The organism is Aminicella lysinilytica, assembly GCF_004362975.1.
GTDB lineage: Bacteria > Bacillota > Clostridia > Peptostreptococcales > Anaerovoracaceae > Aminicella > Aminicella lysinilytica.
This window is the reverse complement of sequence record NZ_SNXO01000005.1, coordinates 69558-86730: the sequence shown is the minus strand read 5'-3', so window position 1 is coordinate 86730 and position 17173 is coordinate 69558. Positions and strand designations below refer to the sequence as shown.

15 protein-coding genes are annotated in these 17173 nt (G+C 48.2%); 7 read left to right on the top strand and 8 right to left on the bottom strand.

Going from position 1 to position 17173, the window contains the following annotated elements:
* Nucleotides 1-323: 323 nt before the first annotated feature.
* On the bottom strand, nucleotides 324-1559 hold the full coding sequence (locus EV211_RS02420; RefSeq protein WP_133527842.1) for a MerR family transcriptional regulator: 1236 nt from the start codon (nucleotides 1557-1559) through the stop codon (nucleotides 324-326).
* 149 nt (nucleotides 1560-1708) lie between these two features.
* On the opposite strand from EV211_RS02420, the gene hisD reads away from it, so the two are divergent.
* The 3 genes from hisD (at nucleotide 1709) to EV211_RS02405 (ending at nucleotide 6081) form a co-directional block, all read left to right on the top strand.
* A complete protein-coding gene (gene hisD, locus EV211_RS02415) occupies nucleotides 1709-2968 on the top strand; it encodes a histidinol dehydrogenase (RefSeq protein WP_133527841.1) in 1260 nt (419 codons plus the stop codon).
* Nucleotides 2968-4482, top strand: coding sequence for an APC family permease (locus tag EV211_RS02410; protein WP_207667977.1), 1515 nt, complete (start codon nucleotides 2968-2970; stop codon nucleotides 4480-4482). The genes hisD and EV211_RS02410 overlap by 1 nt, the downstream gene beginning before the upstream one ends.
* Nucleotides 4483-5037: 555 nt before the next feature.
* The gene (locus tag EV211_RS02405; RefSeq protein WP_133527840.1) at nucleotides 5038-6081 is read left to right on the top strand and encodes a zinc-dependent alcohol dehydrogenase; all 1044 of its coding nucleotides are present in this window, start codon (nucleotides 5038-5040) and stop codon (nucleotides 6079-6081) included.
* A 633-nt stretch (nucleotides 6082-6714) separates the two neighbouring features.
* Here the strand turns inward: EV211_RS02405 and EV211_RS02400 are convergent.
* Nucleotides 6715-7608 (bottom strand): LysR family transcriptional regulator, encoded by an 894-nt coding sequence (locus EV211_RS02400; protein ID WP_133527839.1) that lies wholly within the window; start codon nucleotides 7606-7608, stop codon nucleotides 6715-6717.
* Nucleotides 7609-7830: 222 nt separating this feature from the next.
* Between EV211_RS02400 and EV211_RS02395 the strand changes: the two genes are divergently transcribed.
* From EV211_RS02395 to EV211_RS02385, 3 genes are all read left to right on the top strand, one after another.
* On the top strand, nucleotides 7831-9243 hold the full coding sequence (locus tag EV211_RS02395) for a hypothetical protein (protein ID WP_133527838.1): 1413 nt from the start codon (nucleotides 7831-7833) through the stop codon (nucleotides 9241-9243).
* 12 nt (nucleotides 9244-9255) lie between these two features.
* Entirely contained in the window at nucleotides 9256-9660 is a 405-nt protein-coding gene (locus tag EV211_RS02390) for a VOC family protein (RefSeq protein WP_133527837.1), read from the top strand.
* 101 nt (nucleotides 9661-9761) lie between these two features.
* Entirely contained in the window at nucleotides 9762-11045 is a 1284-nt protein-coding gene (locus EV211_RS02385; RefSeq protein ID WP_133527836.1) for an MFS transporter, read from the top strand.
* A gap of 86 nt (nucleotides 11046-11131) precedes the next feature.
* On the opposite strand, the gene pflA is transcribed toward EV211_RS02385, so the two are convergent.
* Entirely contained in the window at nucleotides 11132-11839 is a 708-nt protein-coding gene (gene pflA / locus EV211_RS02380) for a pyruvate formate-lyase-activating protein (RefSeq protein WP_133527835.1), read from the bottom strand.
* A 9-nt stretch (nucleotides 11840-11848) separates the two neighbouring features.
* Complete coding sequence (pflB, locus tag EV211_RS02375; protein ID WP_133527834.1) at nucleotides 11849-14080, bottom strand: formate C-acetyltransferase; 2232 nt, start codon at nucleotides 14078-14080, stop codon at nucleotides 11849-11851.
* A 186-nt stretch (nucleotides 14081-14266) separates the two neighbouring features.
* On the opposite strand from pflB, the gene EV211_RS02370 reads away from it, so the two are divergent.
* On the top strand, nucleotides 14267-14815 hold the full coding sequence (locus tag EV211_RS02370; protein WP_133527833.1) for a ferredoxin domain-containing protein: 549 nt from the start codon (nucleotides 14267-14269) through the stop codon (nucleotides 14813-14815).
* A 105-nt stretch (nucleotides 14816-14920) separates the two neighbouring features.
* Here EV211_RS02370 and rpsR read toward each other — a convergent pair whose 3' ends face one another.
* From rpsR to EV211_RS02350, 4 genes are all read right to left on the bottom strand, one after another.
* Nucleotides 14921-15157 (bottom strand): 30S ribosomal protein S18, encoded by a 237-nt coding sequence (rpsR, locus tag EV211_RS02365; RefSeq protein WP_133527832.1) that lies wholly within the window; start codon nucleotides 15155-15157, stop codon nucleotides 14921-14923.
* Nucleotides 15158-15177: 20 nt separating this feature from the next.
* Nucleotides 15178-15642: a single-stranded DNA-binding protein gene (locus tag EV211_RS02360; protein WP_133527831.1), complete on the bottom strand. Its 465-nt coding sequence runs from the start codon at nucleotides 15640-15642 to the stop codon at nucleotides 15178-15180.
* A 17-nt stretch (nucleotides 15643-15659) separates the two neighbouring features.
* Entirely contained in the window at nucleotides 15660-15950 is a 291-nt protein-coding gene (gene rpsF, locus EV211_RS02355; RefSeq protein ID WP_133527830.1) for a 30S ribosomal protein S6, read from the bottom strand.
* Nucleotides 15951-16086: 136 nt separating this feature from the next.
* Nucleotides 16087-17004, bottom strand: a complete 918-nt coding sequence (locus EV211_RS02350) for a sugar phosphate nucleotidyltransferase (protein ID WP_133527829.1) — start codon at nucleotides 17002-17004, stop codon at nucleotides 16087-16089.
* Nucleotides 17005-17173 lie beyond the last annotated feature (169 nt).

Here is a 17173-nt window from a genome sequence, read left to right as displayed (position 1 = left end):
AGACTGACCCTGTAAAAGCCGCATGATTTTGAAACAAAAAATAGCCGAATAACGGAGGCATATCACCATGCGTCTCTGTTTTGCGTTACTGAAATCAGTGTGACACGAATTTCATACACCTTCATGAAACCTAGGGATCAAGCCGTTTAACGTAAAAAGAGGCATATCGCATCAGAATTAGTCTAATGCGACAGCCCCCTCTTTTTTCGTTGCCTTGCAGTTGTAGGAGATAGAAGAAGGTTGTTTTGTCAAGTCCATATTTGTTTGTCATGCTGAGAGACCAGTGATCACCACTCGCAATCACATTAGCATTATTATACTACCTATGGCAATCTAGCCAAATACGACATCAGATACATGCGCTCGCCTTTGTGGTGAAAGCTGAAGCCCAGATTCTGTCCGGAATCTGTCGTGAAGCCGCAGACCTTGTGCCAGGCCAGGTCGAACCCGCTTTCCTGGATCTCCGACATGAACCACGGCAGAGAGAAATTATCAGCAGAGCACTGAGGATAAGTCGACAGCAGCTCAGCCATAGACTGCCTGCCCTTCTCGAAATAGAAATACGTGCCCAGAGCCGCCGCCCCGGACTTCATATACGGCCTGAGCTTTTCCAGCAGGAAAGAATCATGATAGAAATTATGCTCATTGACAGCGAAAAAATCCAGATTCAGATCCACGCACTGCTTTTTCAGAGGATAATTGGTGGAACTGTCAGCCAGATACAAAATCTTCAGGTCATAATTCTCCCGCTCGATAAGGTCCTTGTACATGCGCAGTGTCTCCGGATATTTGTCCACAACTATATAATAGCCGTCGGGACTGAAGAACTGCTGGTGATTGTGCAGGAAAAACCATGCGTTTATATAGGTCTCCATGACCACCTTCCCGGCCAGATCCATGGACTCCAGTTCTTCCTTCATATAGTTATAGGAACGCTGAAAGAGGCTGATCAGCGACGGCGGCAGATCCTTATAGAGCTCGCGGTTCACATCGGGTTTGTCCACTTCGCCATTGTAGCCGTTAGGCGTGATCAGGATACCATCCGCCACCTCCGCATGGTAGCCGCAGCTGCAGACGAACTTTCCATCGTAAATATACTTCATATCCATGTTCACATCACTTATCTCCAAAGGCGCGCCACAGTCGGGACAACATAGAAGATCCAGCATGGACAAAGGTAAGCCTGTGTGTTTCTGCATGTCAGGCTCGTCCTTGGAAAGCTCTACGATGCGGTCGTCCAGGTCGTGTATCACGGCCTCGTAATGCTTGACTTTCCCGGCGCACTCTGCCCGCTTGGCCGAATACATATCCCGCAGTTCCTCCTTATCCACGGGGTTTTCAAGATTGGATATCCTGTGGAGAGATACGATCCTGTGTATCTCCGCAAGAGAATAATCCATGGCTTTCAACTGAAGTATCTCCTCCAGATCACTGATAGTATCATCGTCGAATACATATTGGCTGTTCAGTTTAGGCGGCACCAGCAGCCCGTAATTTATATAGTAGTAGATGTTGTCCTTAGACAATCCGTACTTCTTAGAAACCTGTCCTATTTTCATGGTTCTGCCTCCTTGTCTTAAACTGATTATACCAAAAACATTGAGTTAACTCAATGTTTTTATTAAATATGCTATATCTGGCTCTTGACACCGACCACACTCCATAATATATACTTTAACCAGTTAATTGGTAAAAGGAGATGCGGAAAATGAAGATAATTAAAAAAGCCAAGGAGCGGACCGCCGCAGACAACAGAGAACTGCGCAACACCGTCCAGGCTATAATCGATAATGTATGTGCAGACGGCGACAGAGCCCTGAAGGAATACAGCAATAAATTCGACGATTATGTCAGAGGCGAACTGCGGGTAAGCCGCCACGAGATAGACGCCGCTTACGAGAAGATGTCCCCCCAGGACATAGAAGACCTGAAGGCCGCCAAAGCCAACATAGAAGCTTTTGCGAAAGCCCAGCGGGGCACTATGACGGAGCTGGAGAATTTCAGCCCTCAGCCGGGCATTTACCTGGGGCACAAAGTGATCCCTGTGTCATCATGCTGCTGCTACGTACCCGGCGGAAGTTACCCTTTGTACTCGACGGCGCTGATGCTCATAACCCCTGCCAAGGTTGCCGGCGTTAAGAGAGTCGCAGCCTGCGCCCCTGTAGTTCACGGCACAGGAGACATCCACTATAAAACTCTGGTAGCCATGGATCTGGCCGGCGCTGACGAAATCTACGCCGTTGGCGGAGCCCAGGCCATTGCAGCCTTTGCTTACGGCACCCAGACCATCAAACCCGTCGACATGATAGTCGGCCCCGGCAATAAATTTGTCGCCGAAGCCAAGAGACAGTGCTACGGGCAGATCGGCATCGACTTCATCGCAGGACCAAGCGAGGTCCTGGTCATTGCCGACACCTGCGCCGACCCGAAAGTGCTGGCCGCAGACCTTCTCGCCCAGTGCGAGCACGATCCAAACGCGAAAGCCTTTCTTTTGTCCACAGACGAAACTCTGGCAATAGAGACCATCGCAGCCGTGGAGAAGGAGCTTGAGACTCTGGACACGGCAGGCATCGCCAGGAGATCATGGGACGATTACGGCGAAGTCGTAGTCCTGGACAGCTTGGATGAAGCCGTTGAAACTGCTAATAATTACGCTCCGGAGCACTTGGAAGTCAACATCGCCAAGCCAGAGCAGATCATAAATAAATTAGTCAATTACGGCTCCCTCTTTATCGGAGGGAACACGGCGGAGGTCTTCGGTGACTACGCTTCAGGCACCAACCACACGTTGCCGACGGTCAAGGCGTCCCGCTATACAGGCGGCGTCTGGGTCGGCACCTTCCTGAAGGTGTGCACCAATCAGTGGATGACACCGGAAGCATCCCGCCGGATCGCGCCTCTCGTAAACAGAATGGCTAAGGGAGAAGGTCTGTCAGGCCACGCCCTTGCCGCAGAAAGGAGATTCTAATGTCCCAAGATCCAACGGCTCAGGCAGCCAAAGTGACTGCCACTGAGGATACCACTCTGCAGCGTTCCTTCGGCATGAAGGAAGCTGTCACCATAACCGTAGGCAATGTCATCGGCGTAGGCCTGTTCACTACAGGCGCGCAGATTGTTGGAACTATGGGTTCCTCAGTCATCATCGCCACATTCATCGCTATGATCATCAGCGTGTACCCAGCCAAACTCTACGGAGAAATGGGCGCGGCGCTGCCTTTTGCCGGCGGCACATATAAATACGCTCAGCTGGGTCTTGGCAAACCGGCAGGGGTCCTGGCCGGCTGGAATTTCATCGCTTCTCTTATCGCGGTGACTTCCGGCGAGGCCCTGGCCTTTGCCTTCTATTTCAAAACTCTCTTCAGAGCTTTCGGCATAGAACTGCCTGTCAGCGACATGGTCCTGGCCAGCATTCCTATTATATTGTTCATAATCACCAACGTCAGAGGCACGGAAATGACCGGCCGCCTGCAGAACGGATTCATGTTCTTCTTCTGGGGCGTGGCCATTATCTGGTTCCTGACCATGATACCGAATATCAACATGCCGAGCTATGTAGTGCTGCCGGCCGCCATGCAGTCAACTTCTCCGTGGGGCTTCATCGGCATGGTAGCCATGATATGGTGGTGCTTCGCCGGCTTCGAGACCTGCTGCGCCATGGGTGAGGAAATCAAATACCCTCAGATCAACCTGCCCCGCGCTCTCAGGCTGTCGCCGTACATAGTTTTCGCGGTAAACGCCATTTTCCAGTGGTTCCTCATCGGCATCGTTCCCGCCGACAAAATAGGCATGATCGCAACGGCCGACGCACCTTTTGCTGTTGGCATGCAGGCTGCGGGCATCCTGGGGATCCCAATGGCTCTGCTGGCCGCCGGCATCGCCTTCGGCGGCGACTTCTCGACGCTGAATTCCAGCATAGCCGTACCGCCGCGCTACTTGTTCGCCATGGCCCGCGAAGGCTCCATGCCGAAGTTCTTCGCCAAGCTCCACCCGAAGTACAAAACTCCGTATGTGGCGATTCTGGTCCTGGGGATCTTGTCTCTGGTTCTGACGAAATACGATATCAAATTCGTTGCCGAGGTGAGTCTCTTCGCAGACCTGTTCTATTATGTCATCGGCATCGCGGCCGCTCTGGGCCTGCGCATCAGGCATCCTGAGCTGAACCGCCCGTACAAAGCGCCGTTTATCAAGGCCGGCGTTCCGGTGAGTATAATTATCTACGTGGTAATGATGACCCAGCTGAGCACTTACGCTCTGATCTCCGGCGTCATCTGGTGCGCCATCGGTCTGATCATCTATTATATCTGCCGCGCAAGATACGGCGAGATGGAGGATGTGAAGCTGAATGATGTGGTTCTCCGTGAGGAGATCCCGTCGCCGGAAGAGAAAACACGCATGGACAAAGAGTACAAGCTCTGGGGCACTATCGTCCTCATAGCCTGCATCATAGCAATCACGCTCTATGTGATACCGTTTATATTCTAGCCCATAATAAATTAATTCCAAATAGACTAAATGACCGAAGACGGCCGGGGCCAACGCCCCGGCCGCTTGCGCGGGCCCGCGCTACCAGACCCGCCGCTTGCGTTTCATTGATCTCAAAAAAAGGATAGTGCCACATTGACTATAATTACAAGGCAATTCTTGCATGTAGCGTCTATATCAATTACAATTACATTTTGACTGCAATCAAAACTATGTGCCCGTTTTTATATTTAGCTGTCCTGTTCTACACTGTGGCTGAAGCCACGTAAAACAGGCACGTGCTAAAGCCCTGCGGTCCTGACAGGGGACCTACCATCGGCTCATACTTCGCCGGGTTAGGTCTCCCAAACCGCCGGGTCAGAGAGTTTCCGCGAGTTATGACAATTTGATTATGGATGATATCCACCTTTTTCTATAATCCTTTTTGTACCTGAATTCTTGCTTTTTTCCCACTCTTGTGGAACAATAAAGGCACCAGATAAAACTTACAGATAGTTCCCGATCAACTCATAAAAGATCATATTAGATCGATCATGTTAAGAGGAGATAATTAAGATGAAAACTAAATACGCACAGGTACAGCCGGGTAAAGTAGTTCTGGCTGAAAAAGAAATTCCTGAACCGGGTAAAGGCGAAGTCCTTCTGGAGGCTGAATACAGCACCATGAGTCCCGGAACAGAAAACGGTCTTATGGGCGAGCACATCGTACCACTTCCAACAAGCATCGGCTACAGCATGGCTGCTAAAGTCATCAAAGTAGGCGAGGGCGTTACAAGCCTGAAAGTTGGCGACAATGTAGTAACAACAGGCGAACATGCTCAGTACCTGATAATGGACGAATATAACTGCACACCGGCTCCGGCAGGAATCGACATGGAGCAGGCAGCATTCTTCAATCTTGGACATACAGGAATGTATGCGCTGAGAAGAGCTAATCTACAGCTTGGCGAGCCAGCTATCGTAATGGGACAGGGATTCGTTGGATCCATCACAGCTCAGTGCGCCAGATGCGCCGGAGCTCTTCCTGTAATCGTAACTGATATCGACGACGGCAGACTTGAGATTGCTAAGACTATGGGTGTTGATTTTGCAATCAACTCCAAGACACACCCGGAACAGTTGAAGAAAGTTGTAGACGAATTAGACAGAGGCGGATGCCCTGTTATCTTCGAGGCAACCGGCCACAGAGAACCATTGGAACAAGCTTTCGAGCTGGTTTCCGAAAGAGGCAGAGTCGTAATGATCTCTCAGGTCCACGGCGAAGCTATGCCAAACTATGACGATAACCTTATGCAGAAGGGCGCAAGCCTTATCGGCACATATGTAAACTCCAAGCCATTTGCTCTTAAGAGGGCTGACCTTGTTATCAAGGGAACATGGCCACCAGTAATGGACAGCAACCTCCGCCGTTACACAGGCACAGAAGTATGGACCTGCGACGAGGACATCAGAGTATTCCTGAACCTGATCCATTACGGAAAGATCAACATCAAACCGCTGATCAGCCACAGATTTGATTTCACGGAAATTCCTAAGGCTTACGAGCTGGTATGGAAACTCGACCCGACACTACTCGGCGGCGTGATCAAGTGGAAATAAATGCAAACTACTAACTTCATTCATTAATAATTATAATAACCTAGAAAAAGAGTCGTTGTACTAAGAGCGGCTCTTTTTTCGTGTCGCGATTTTCCATGACTTTGTTTTAAGTTGCGTGATTTTATTCTCTGATTGACTGGAAAGGCCTCCGCGCACGTATCGGCCGAATATCAATGGCGATAGTGCGGATTTATTATTATTGTAAACCAAATTCGCACTTATTGACCGAATCCAATACTTCAAGGTGCGCATTGCTGGTTGTATGCCCCATATATGTAATTATATACCAGCATATTGGGATAGTATACGCACCTTTTTGATTCAAAAACGACTGATACGTGCACAGATAATCGTTGGAATTTCAATATGCGCACCTCCATGCTCTGAGGATCTCTGATAAGTGCGGAAATCAAATTGAGGAACCTCTAAGACGCACCTTGATTCCTTGATAAGAGGCTATAAGTGCGCAGACGCACTTATAGGTCCAAATCGTTGAGAGAAGGTGCGGGCAACGTGTCCAGAATTATGGGTACATCCCAATACTTGCATGATTTCACCTGAAAAATCGCACTTTAAAGGAGTTGCCTCTAAATAATAAAGCAACTCCCTTATAATTCCGTCAGTGTACCTTGGCTATGCCTTGGCCTCGTCATTGAGTATGAACAGCATCTCGCTGACCAGTACTCCGATTGCCGGATTCATATTCGTTTCCTTCCAAGCCAGAATAACATCATCAGTCATCCCCAGATCCACGGAAAGGAACTCTCCGCCGGCCGATGCAATCGTCCAGTCATCCATGATGGCAACCCCAAGTCCATTCCTTACATTAAGGAGCATAGACTCGATATTGGCAACCGGTTCAATATTAGGCACGAATCCCTGATTGCGGCAGTAGCTCTTGATCCTGCTCTCAGCATACTTGGACTCCTCAGGCACCGGGATGAAGAACTTCTCATCCTTGAAATCCTTAGGCGACAGATTCACACGGTTAGCAAACCTGTGCATCTTAGAAAAAATGATCTTCTTAGGAACCTTTGTTACAGTCTTACTCATGATGTCATCGTAAGCCTCCAAGGTTCCCTCCAAAGAAAGTATAACATCTACCTTATCAGCACCGAGAGCCTTCAGCAGGCCTTTAAACCCGTAACTGCTCAGTTCGATGTCCATATTCTTGAAATTGCTCTTGAAATTATTCAACGCTTCCGGTATGCAGGCCACATTGTTCCAGCCCTCCAGGCAGGCTATTCGGATACTTCCCACCTGCTCGTTAGTCGCCTTGTAAGCCATGTCCCTGGTCTTCTGCATATTCTGCTTGAACTCTGAGAAAAAGTCATAATATAACTTTCCCGCGGCCGTCAGCTGTGTCGACTTCTTGCTCCTGTCGAACAAAACAAATCCTAATTCGCCCTCAAGGTGTGAGATCTGTCTGCTGATTGCCGGCTGCGAGACATACATTTCATCTGCCGTCTTTGTAAAACTAAGGTTCCTGGCCACCGCCAGGAAATAATCTATCTGCAATTCATTCATAAAGCACCTCCCGTTTTATTGCTTATATTATACATAATAAATTAGGTATTGTCCAACTATTCTAAATTTTAATGTGTGAAAGTGTTATCAATACTTGATTATTACAATTTGTTTATTATAATTATACGAAATTAGTGATTTTACACTGGACACATATTGAAATAAAATGTAACTAATAAAGGTATCGGTCGGGAGCTAGATACTTATAAGCGAGGAGAAAAAATGAATAAGACTATAAAGGGATTATCCCTTAATAAGCCGCCAAGACAGGAAAGCAAGAACATGCTCATGATGGCAGACATCGTTGAGGGCGTTAATGCCGTACTGAATCCAGGCAAACCTAAAATCAACTGGTTTGTTCCGGATCCTAAAGCTGTAGCCGCTGTTCACATTAAGAACGGCAAATATGACAAGCAGTCATCAAACAGCAAGGTCCTCTATGGCGGAGAAGTTTCAGACACAGAACTGAAGGACATCAAAGTCGTAGCATATGAAGGAACTGAAGGCGGAATCTACGCTGAAGGATCAACTTCCAAGGTAACTGTTGACGGAGCTTGCATAAGCACAGCCGGAGACGGAAGCGGAATCGGCGGACCATCAAGCGGAGTTGCAGTAAAATTTGGCGCTGACCTTACCCTGAAAAATGCTATAATTGATACATCAGGAAGAACCAGATATTCAACAGCAGCTGAGGAGAGCTCAACATTAAGAGTATATGACTCAGTGATCTGGTCCCACGGAATGCCATACGGAGACAATATCCCGGCACCAACTGCTCTTATGAGCACACCACCGCCACCACTTGAGATCGAGGGCAATACGAGAACACATTGCACAATGAGCAATTCTCAGTCCTACTTCTATAACAGTAAGATCATCTGCGACGGATGGGCTGCACTGTCAACAGAGTCATCAGAAGGATTCGTATATCTGGAAGCTAACGACTGCGACATCATTTGTACTAAGAGCGGTTACGGCGCATATGCAGATCCCGGATGCCATGACTTCTTCAACGGATGCTTCATCGACACAAGCTGCATGATGGCTATCTGCGCAGGAAACAGTGACATGACTTTCAACGATTGCACAGCTAAGTGCGGAACATACTTCGGACTTATGCATTGCGTAAACGGCTGGCAGGAAGAAGTCGGCGAGATCAACATCACCGGCGGCAAGATCGAAACAGGAAAAGAAGCATTCATCATCAAGAGCCACAACGCTCTGATCAACATGGACGCTGTAGATATCAAATCTGCTACAGATGTACTGGTAAAGACAATCGTAAACGATGACCCTTGCGCAACTAAGGTCGAAGGAGATGCTTTCGGAGTATACGTCAACATGAAGGACATGGATGTCGAGGGCGACCTGATCCATGACGATTACAAAGTAAGAAGAATGTGGACTGATCTGAAAGACACGACCATCAAAGGCAAAATGAAGAATGTAACTCTTAAGATGGATCAGGGAAGTAAATGGATAGCAACTGCTAATTCAAGCGTTACTCTGATCAGCAATGTAAACCCTGCACAGTTCGATGCACCTAAGGGAGTAACCATCAAGGCAGAAGCCGGCGAGACAGCAGAGTTCACACTGAGCAGCGGCGGCAAACTGGTAGTCAAGGCTGCTAAATAGGAGGCGATACCAATGGCTAAAATCACAAGAGCCCTTCACACAGGCATAAGCGTCTATAATATGGACGAGTCTGTTGAATGGTATGAGAAAAATCTTGATTTCAAGAAAATCAAGGACGATTATGTACCACCGCTGAAAGCCAGGATAGTTTTCCTCAGCAACGGCGAGTACGAGCTGGAGCTTTTCCAGTATGACCAGCCTAAACCTCTGCCGAAAGACAGACTTATGCCAAACGATGACCTGCAGACAGTAGGCACCAAGCATGTAGCCTTTGAGGTAGATGATATGGCCGGCATGAAAGAAAAATTCCTGGCCAACGGAATTGAGATAGCCCATGAGGTACAGATGGAAGGCAACAGCGTAATGTTCATCCATGATAACTCAGGCGTTCTCATCGAGCTGATCCAAAACAATTAATTTAATAGTATATAAGGCTCTTCACGCCTTTATATAGTGGCAATTATTCATTCTTATTTACAAAGGAGAGAAGAAAAACGTTTAGGGACAAAAAGTTTGGAATGTACGCAATTGCATTCATGATCTTAGGTGTCGTTTTCATGTTCATGTATTCAGGACTTCAGAACGACCAGATCAACATTATCAACAGTTTCACAGCATGGGACTCCAATGATACCACAATGGTTATGACATACGGCAACTTCGCTTGTATCATCTTAACATTCATCTACGGAACATGCTACATCAAGTTCGGCGTTAGAAAGACAATGATTCCTCTAATGATCATCTCAGCTCTGAGATGCCCGGGAATCGCTGCTGCTGATGGTCTTAAGGCTACAGGCGGCCAGGGTAACTGGGTCCTGTTCTGGATCTCACTGTTTGCAGTAAGATGCGCCTGCATGTCCTTCCAGATGGGCGGATTCATGCTATGCGCCAACTGGTTCCTGCGTTACAGAGGTCGTGTAATGGGAATCATCACTCTTGGTTCACCACTGTTCTCAGTAGTAGGAACTTCAGGAATGACTACACTTATAGCTAAGAACTTCGGTGGAGACTACAGACCATTCTACATCGGAATCGCAGTAATCATCGTAGTTATCGCAATACTTACAGGATTACTACTGAAAGACTACCCAGAGGACGCAGGGTTGCATCCGGATGGAGCAGAAGTTGCACCTAAATCAGAGGCAAATGACGAAGTCAACCTGACAGTTGGTCAGGTCCTGAAGATGGGAAAAGCTTGGCAGCTGATCATATCCTTCGGAGCATTCCAGTTCATCATCAACGCCTGCATGGGTTCCATGGCAACGCGTTTCATCGTGTTAGGCAGCTCTGCCGGAGATATATCCGTATGGCTGACAGCCGTTAAATGGCTGGCAATGGGCGCCATCATCGGCATCCCAATGTCATATGTATTCGGTCTCCTGGACGACAAGATCGGTTCAGTTAAGACTTCTATCATCTTAGGATTGACAGAGTTCCTGCCGATATTCGGCCTGATGCTCCAGCCACAGGGAGGAAGCGTTCCTCTAATGGTAATGTGGGGCTTCGGAGTTGCCTGCATGACAGGCGGCGTACCTACAATGCATCCATGTATCACAGCTTATTGCTTCGGACGTAGAGAATATCAGTCAGCTAACCGTATCATCATGGCAGTTCAGCTGATACCATCCGCTTTCGCAGCTCAGATGATGGTCGGAATGATCACATCAGGTAAAGCAACACAGGCATACATAATCCTGGCAGTTATATGCGCTATAGGCATCATCACAATGTTCACAATGTTGAAGATGAAGGATGCTAACGCAGCAGACCGTGATTATGCAGCAAAACAGGCTGAGTAATTCAGCAAATCAAACTTCAATTGATTAATTGAAAAATTGCCAATAAAAAGGGCCGGCGCAAATGCGTCGGCTCTTTCATTTATGTCTTATGCTATTGTTGTCAGTCTGCTCAGGTTTCTGAGTTTATCAGCGTTCATAGGCTTGATGTCCTTGAGTCTGTATTTGATCCCAAGGCGTTCATACTTGTTCTCAGCCATGTTGTGGTAGCCAAGTAGTTCTACCTTCTTGACCGTCTTAATGTCGCTTATAAACTCATTCAGAGCCTCGATATAGTCGGCATTATCGTTGAATCCCGGTATTATGACCTGGCGTATCCAGATGGGCTTGTTCAGCCTGTTGACTATGTCAATAAGCCTGAACAGCGGTCCCTGTTCTCTGCCCGTCAGCTCCTCAAACTTGGCCGGATCGATATGCTTGATATCAAGCAAAACCATATCTGCCGCCGCGATCACATCCTCCGAATCCTCGTCGATGTAAGTTCCGCTGGTGTCGATGGCGCTGGCGATGCCCTCAGCCTTCAGAGCCTCTATGGCCTCCAGAAGGAATTTACCCTGGAGCAAAGGTTCGCCTCCGGAGAATGTCACGCCCCCGTCGTTGCCGTAGTATGGCAGGCCTCGTTTTGCGCGGTGGACTATTTCATCCACAGCGATCTCCCGACCGCCGCATTCGTTCCAGGTGTCCGGATTGTGACAATACGCGCACCTGGCCGGGCAGCCCTGCATGAAAAATACCGTCCTTATTCCAGGCCCGTCTACAGCCCCGAAGGATTCAATTGAATGTAATCTGCCTTTCATTGTCGTCACCTATATAGCCTCGTGGAATGTCCTTTCGATAACTTCCTTCTGATGTGCCTTGGACAAAGCGTTGAATCTCACCGCGTATCCCGATACTCTGATGGTCAGGCTCGGGTATTTGTCCGGGTTATGGTAAGCGTCCATGAGGGTCTCCCTGTTGAGGACGTTTACATTCAGGTGGTGTGCGCCCTGGCCGAAGTATCCCGTCAGCAGCTTGACCAAAGTCTCCTTGGAGCTCTCGCGGTCTTTGCCAAGTGAGTCCGGCGTAATGCTGAATGTGTTGGAAATGCCGTCCTGGCAAGTGTTCCAATTGATTTTTGCAACGGAATTCAGGGACGCTACCGCTCCGTTCTCGTCTCTGCAGTGCATAGGGTTAGCTCCCGGCGCAAAAGGTGTGCCCGCCCGACGTCCGTCAGGGGTGTTGCCGGTTTTCTTACCATACATTACGTTGGACGTGATTGTCAGAACGGAGAGGGTAGTCACAGCGTTCCTGTATGCAGGGTGTTTTCTAAGCTCCGCTATAGATTTCTCTGAAATAGCCACAGCCAGATCGTCCACTCTGTCGTCGTCGTTTCCGTATTTAGGGAATTCACCCTCAGTCTTGAAGTCTACTATTACTCCGTTTTCATCTCTGATAGGGCTTACCTTGGCGTATTTAATAGCTGACAAGGAATCTGCCGCAACAGAGAATCCCGCTACGCCGAAGGCCATAAGTCTGCTGACCTCTGAATCCAGGAAAGCCATCTGTGATCTTTCATAATCATATTTATCATGCATGAAGTGGATGATGTTCATGATCCTTGCATAAACGCCCATGAGCCACTCCAGATATATGTTATATCTTCTCCATACCTCATCGTAATCCAGAGGGCCGTCGCCCATAGCTTCCATCTGAGGTCCTATGTGCTCTCCGGTCCTTTCGTCAACGCCTCCGTTGATGGCCAGAAGCAGGCACTTGGCCAGGTTGCATCTGGCTCCGAAGAACTGCATCTGCTGACCCATCTGAATGGCTGAAACGCAGCAGGCGATAGAGTAGTCGTCTCCGTATGAAGGTCTCATCTTATCGTCATTCTCGTACTGGATGGAGTCTGTATCTATGGATATCTGAGCGCAGAACTTCTTGAAAGGCTCAGGAAGTTTCTCTGACCAGAGTACTGTAAGGTTTGGTTCCGGAGCGGATCCCAGGTTGTACAGTGTCTGCAGATATCTGTAGGTATTCTTGGTAACTCTGTGTCTTCCGTCACAGCCAACGCCGCCAAGGCCTTCTGTGATCCACATAGGATCTCCGCCGAAAAGCTCGTTGTATTCTGTAGTTCTCAGATGCCTTGCTGCTCTCAGTTTGAGAATGAAGTCATCTATGAACTCCTGTACCTGCTCCTCGTTGTATTTGCCTGAAGCCAGGTCTCTTTCTGCATATACATCTATAAATGTAGCCGTTCTGCCGATAGACATAGCGGCACCGTTTTCTTCTCTGATACCTGCCAGGTAAGCAAAGTATGTCCACTGGATAGCTTCCCTGACATCAGTAGCAGGCTGTGAAATATCAAAGCCGTAGCTTTCTGCCATTTTCTTGATATCTTTCAGAGCCGCTATCTGGTTCCAAACTTCCTCAGCCAGTCTCACGTTCTCCTCAGTCATTTCATCTCTGGAGGAAATCTCGTCATGATCCTTCTGTTTCTCTTCAATAAGTCTGTCGATACCGTACAGTGCGCATCTTCTATAATCTCCGATGATCCTTCCGCGACCGTAAGCGTCAGGAAGACCCGTGATAAATCCAAGATGCCTTGCCTTCTTCATTTCAGGAGAGTAAGCCTTGAAAACTCCATCATTATGAGTGGTCATATACTGAGAGAGAAATTCGATTTCTTCCGGCAGTTCCTGCCCGAATTCCTTGACCTCTTCCTTGACCATCTTAAATCCGCCAAATGGGCATATACCTCTCTTAAGCGGCTCGTCCGTCTGAAGACCGACTATGATGTCTTTTCCCTCGATGATATAACCGGGTCCGAAAGCGTTGATCCTCATGATCCTGCTGGGATCTATCTTCAGGGTGCCTCCCGATTTTCTCTCCTCGACTAATAAGTCCTTAACTCGCTGATTGCATTCCTCAGTCCTTGCAGTAGGTCCGGCCAGAAAGCTGTCGTCACCATCATATGGCGTATAATTCAAGTTGATAAAATCGTCAACATTGATGGTGTCCATCCACTTTCCTTCGGTAAAACCTGCCCATTCGTTTCTCATAAATCTAAGCTCCTTTCTCTTTATGTATACATAATACATTATCCCGGTATTCGCCGTCAACCGGTTTTTTTGAAATGGAATGTATTTTATATAGCACATGAAATCAGGAGGTTTCTGTTTGCCACGGGGCAGTATGCGTTGTATAATAAATTAACATGATTTAAGAGAATCAGAAGGAGAAGCGAAATGATCAAACATATGGAAAACTCGGAAAAAGACGCAGTATTCATGGTAGCAGATCTCATGGCTGCCGCCGCAAGGACAGCTCCTAAGGGCAGCGGCAAGGACAAGGTCGTAACGGCCATCGTCTCCGGCGCTGACAAGGATTACCTGGTCAAGAAGACTCAGGAACTTGCCGTAGAATACGATGAGCAGTTCTTCAACAGAGATGCCGGCTGCCTGAGCAGATGTCACTGCGCCCTTATAATCGGCGTAGTAAGCGAGCCCTTCGGTCTGGACAACTGCAGCATGTGCGGTTTCAAAAACTGCGCAGAAATGACCAAGGCTCACGCCAACTGTGCTTTCAATGTAACCGACCTGGGTGTTGCCGTAGGTTCGGCAGTTTCCGTAGCCAGCGCTCACCACATCGACAACAGAGTTATGTATTCCATCGGCAGGGCCGCCATCAAGGCCGGCGTCTTCAAGACCGACGTAAGAGTCTGCTATGGTATTCCACTGTCCGTATCATCCAAGAGCATATTCTTCGACAGAGAACCGGGTGCAGTGCTCAGATAAATCCTCAGGACTTATCTGCAGGCGCCATACCCGCCATAAAAAAAGACGTCTTTCCCGAAGGAGATGGCGTCTCTTTTATTGCGACTTTATAATTATATTCTACTACTAATCTGCTACATATGGCAGCAGTGCTACGATCCTTGCTCTCTTGATAGCTGTTGTCAGCTCTCTCTGATGCTTGGCACAAGTACCTGTTGCTCTCTTAGGAAGGATCTTACCTCTCTCGGTAACGTACTTCTTAAGTTTCTCAACATCCTTGTAATCGATAGCTTCTGATTTATCGGCGCAAAACTGGCATACTTTCTTTCTTCTCATGCCGCCGCCGTGTCTTCTGTTATCCATAAATCACTGTCTCCTTTCTGTTAGAATGGAACGTCCTCGTCGATTGCCTGGAATGAATCCGGCATTTCCTCTGCTGGCTGAGACTGCTGTGACTGCTGGTGCTGCTGCGCAGGCTGTGCCTGGCGAGCAGGTTCCTGACGGTAATTGCTTCCGCCGCCCTGCGGTCTGTCTCCCCATTCGAGGAACTCGACTCTGTTGGCAACTACATCTGTCGTATAGACAGTGTCGCCGTTCTTGTTCTGGTAACTGCCAGTCTGAATCCTTCCGTTGATTGCAACCAGTCTGCCCTTAGCCAGGTATTTCTCACAGGTCTCAGCCTGCTTACCGAACACCGTGACTCTCGGGAAATCTGCCTTCTTCTCCTCGCCGGCTCTCGTCGGTCTGTCGATGGCAACTGTAAATGATGCTACAGCCATCTGGCTGCCTGACGTATATCTCACCTCAGGATCCCTGGTAAGTCTTCCAATAAGTACAACGTTATTCATTAGTGCACCTCGATTCCTTATTTGGCATCCTTGTTGATGATCATATGTCTCATTACATTGTCGGAAATCTTCAGCCTTCTGTCAAGCTCTTTTGGAAGCTCGATACCAGCCTGGAATTCGATAACTACGTAGTATCCCTCGTTCTTCTTCTCGATAGGATATGCGAGCTTCTTCATTCCCCAGACGTCAACATTGGATACTTCGCCTTCACCTGTCTTGATGATCTCCTGGACCTTCTCGACTGTAGCGTTCTTCTTTTCTTCCTCCAATGTCGGATCAATGATGAACATTATTTCATAATTAGTCATGTTTTCACCTCCCTGTGGACTAAATGGCACCGCCCTTACACGGTGCAGAGATTCGCGTGCTTCAAATATAACAAAACACGCCCTATTATTATACACATCAGGGCGTGTAAAATCAAGTCTTTTTTATTATTTTCGGCTATTTCCAGAGTATCTCCGGATAAAGGCCCTTGTCCTTCATGGCCTGCAATGCAGAAACCACCGAATCTTTATCTTCTTTGTAAGTGACGCCGTACCACTGGTCCCGTGATTTCAGCACTTTCACCCGGGCCTTGCCGTTGTCGATGAGTTGAGAGACTACGCTGGGCAGGAAATATTCGCCCTTCAAAGGATTCTCTGTCATAGCTTTGTCCAGGAACAAAGGGAAGCCTGCCTGCATTTCTCTGACCATGGATTCTGTAAATCCCCAGAAGTTCATGGACACCGTGGCGTCCTTTGGCAGGGTAGTCCAGACTTCATCGTCGTCGGTGTAGGCAACGTCATCGCCTCGCCACATGATCTTAGTCCGCTCTGTGACGCTTTCCAGGCTGCCGTCGTCTGCAACCTGACACACGCCGCGGGACACGTGTCCGTTCTCTGTCAAGGTCTTGGAAAGCTCGTAGCCAACCATGGCGTAGTCGTACTTGTCTTTGTCCGCGGCCGTTTCCAGGAAGTCGTAAATTGTCGAAAATGCTCCCGGTCCGTAGTAGTCGTCGGCGTTGATCACCGCAAAGGGTCCATGGATAAGCTCACGGGCGCTGAGAACGGCGTGGCAGGTCCCCCAGGGCTTTTCCCGTCCCTTAGGTACCCGGTAGCCCTCCGGCAGATCAGAAAGCTCCTGAAAGGCGTATTCCACCTGCAGGTGCTTGCCAGCTCTCCCGTCGATTATCTCACGGAAATCTTTCTCGTTTTCCTTCTTGATGATGAAGATGACCTTCTCAAATCCGGCCATCATGGCGTCATAAAGAGAAAAATCCAGTATTATCTCCCCGTGGTCGCCCACCGGGTCTATCTGTTTGAGACCGCCGTATCTGCTTCCCATTCCGGCCGCCATTATTACCAATGTAGGTTTATTCATATCTATTACTCTCCTCTTTTCTTCTGAAACCATTTTAACTCAAAGAGGGGAGGTTGTCCACAATTTAGTGGGGCGTTTCATAATGCGGAACAAATGGGATCATTCCGGAAAATTAGTTCTATTTTTTTAACTAATTCTATGTTAAACTAATATGCGTGTGTGAAATGTT

What these genes read in the sequence shown, in the direction of transcription:
- EV211_RS02400 (WP_133527839.1), bottom strand. Translation starts at nt 7,608, where the DNA reads ATGAATGAATTGCAGATAGATTATTTCCTGGCGGTGGCCAGGAACCTT.
- pflA (WP_133527835.1), bottom strand. Translation starts at nt 11,839, where the DNA reads ATGAAAGGCAGATTACATTCAATTGAATCCTTCGGGGCTGTAGACGGG.
- EV211_RS02390 (WP_133527837.1), top strand. Translation starts at nt 9,256, where the DNA reads ATGGCTAAAATCACAAGAGCCCTTCACACAGGCATAAGCGTCTATAAT.
- EV211_RS02395 (WP_133527838.1), top strand. Translation starts at nt 7,831, where the DNA reads ATGAATAAGACTATAAAGGGATTATCCCTTAATAAGCCGCCAAGACAG.
- hisD (WP_133527841.1), top strand. Translation starts at nt 1,709, where the DNA reads ATGAAGATAATTAAAAAAGCCAAGGAGCGGACCGCCGCAGACAACAGA.
- EV211_RS02420 (WP_133527842.1), bottom strand. Translation starts at nt 1,559, where the DNA reads ATGAAAATAGGACAGGTTTCTAAGAAGTACGGATTGTCTAAGGACAAC.
- EV211_RS02360 (WP_133527831.1), bottom strand. Translation starts at nt 15,642, where the DNA reads ATGAATAACGTTGTACTTATTGGAAGACTTACCAGGGATCCTGAGGTG.
- EV211_RS02350 (WP_133527829.1), bottom strand. Translation starts at nt 17,004, where the DNA reads ATGAATAAACCTACATTGGTAATAATGGCGGCCGGAATGGGAAGCAGA.
- pflB (WP_133527834.1), bottom strand. Translation starts at nt 14,080, where the DNA reads ATGAGAAACGAATGGGCAGGTTTTACCGAAGGAAAGTGGATGGACACC.
- EV211_RS02405 (WP_133527840.1), top strand. Translation starts at nt 5,038, where the DNA reads ATGAAAACTAAATACGCACAGGTACAGCCGGGTAAAGTAGTTCTGGCT.
- rpsF (WP_133527830.1), bottom strand. Translation starts at nt 15,950, where the DNA reads ATGACTAATTATGAAATAATGTTCATCATTGATCCGACATTGGAGGAA.
- EV211_RS02370 (WP_133527833.1), top strand. Translation starts at nt 14,267, where the DNA reads ATGATCAAACATATGGAAAACTCGGAAAAAGACGCAGTATTCATGGTA.
- rpsR (WP_133527832.1), bottom strand. Translation starts at nt 15,157, where the DNA reads ATGGATAACAGAAGACACGGCGGCGGCATGAGAAGAAAGAAAGTATGC.
- EV211_RS02385 (WP_133527836.1), top strand. Translation starts at nt 9,762, where the DNA reads ATGTACGCAATTGCATTCATGATCTTAGGTGTCGTTTTCATGTTCATG.
- EV211_RS02410 (WP_207667977.1), top strand. Translation starts at nt 2,968, where the DNA reads ATGTCCCAAGATCCAACGGCTCAGGCAGCCAAAGTGACTGCCACTGAG.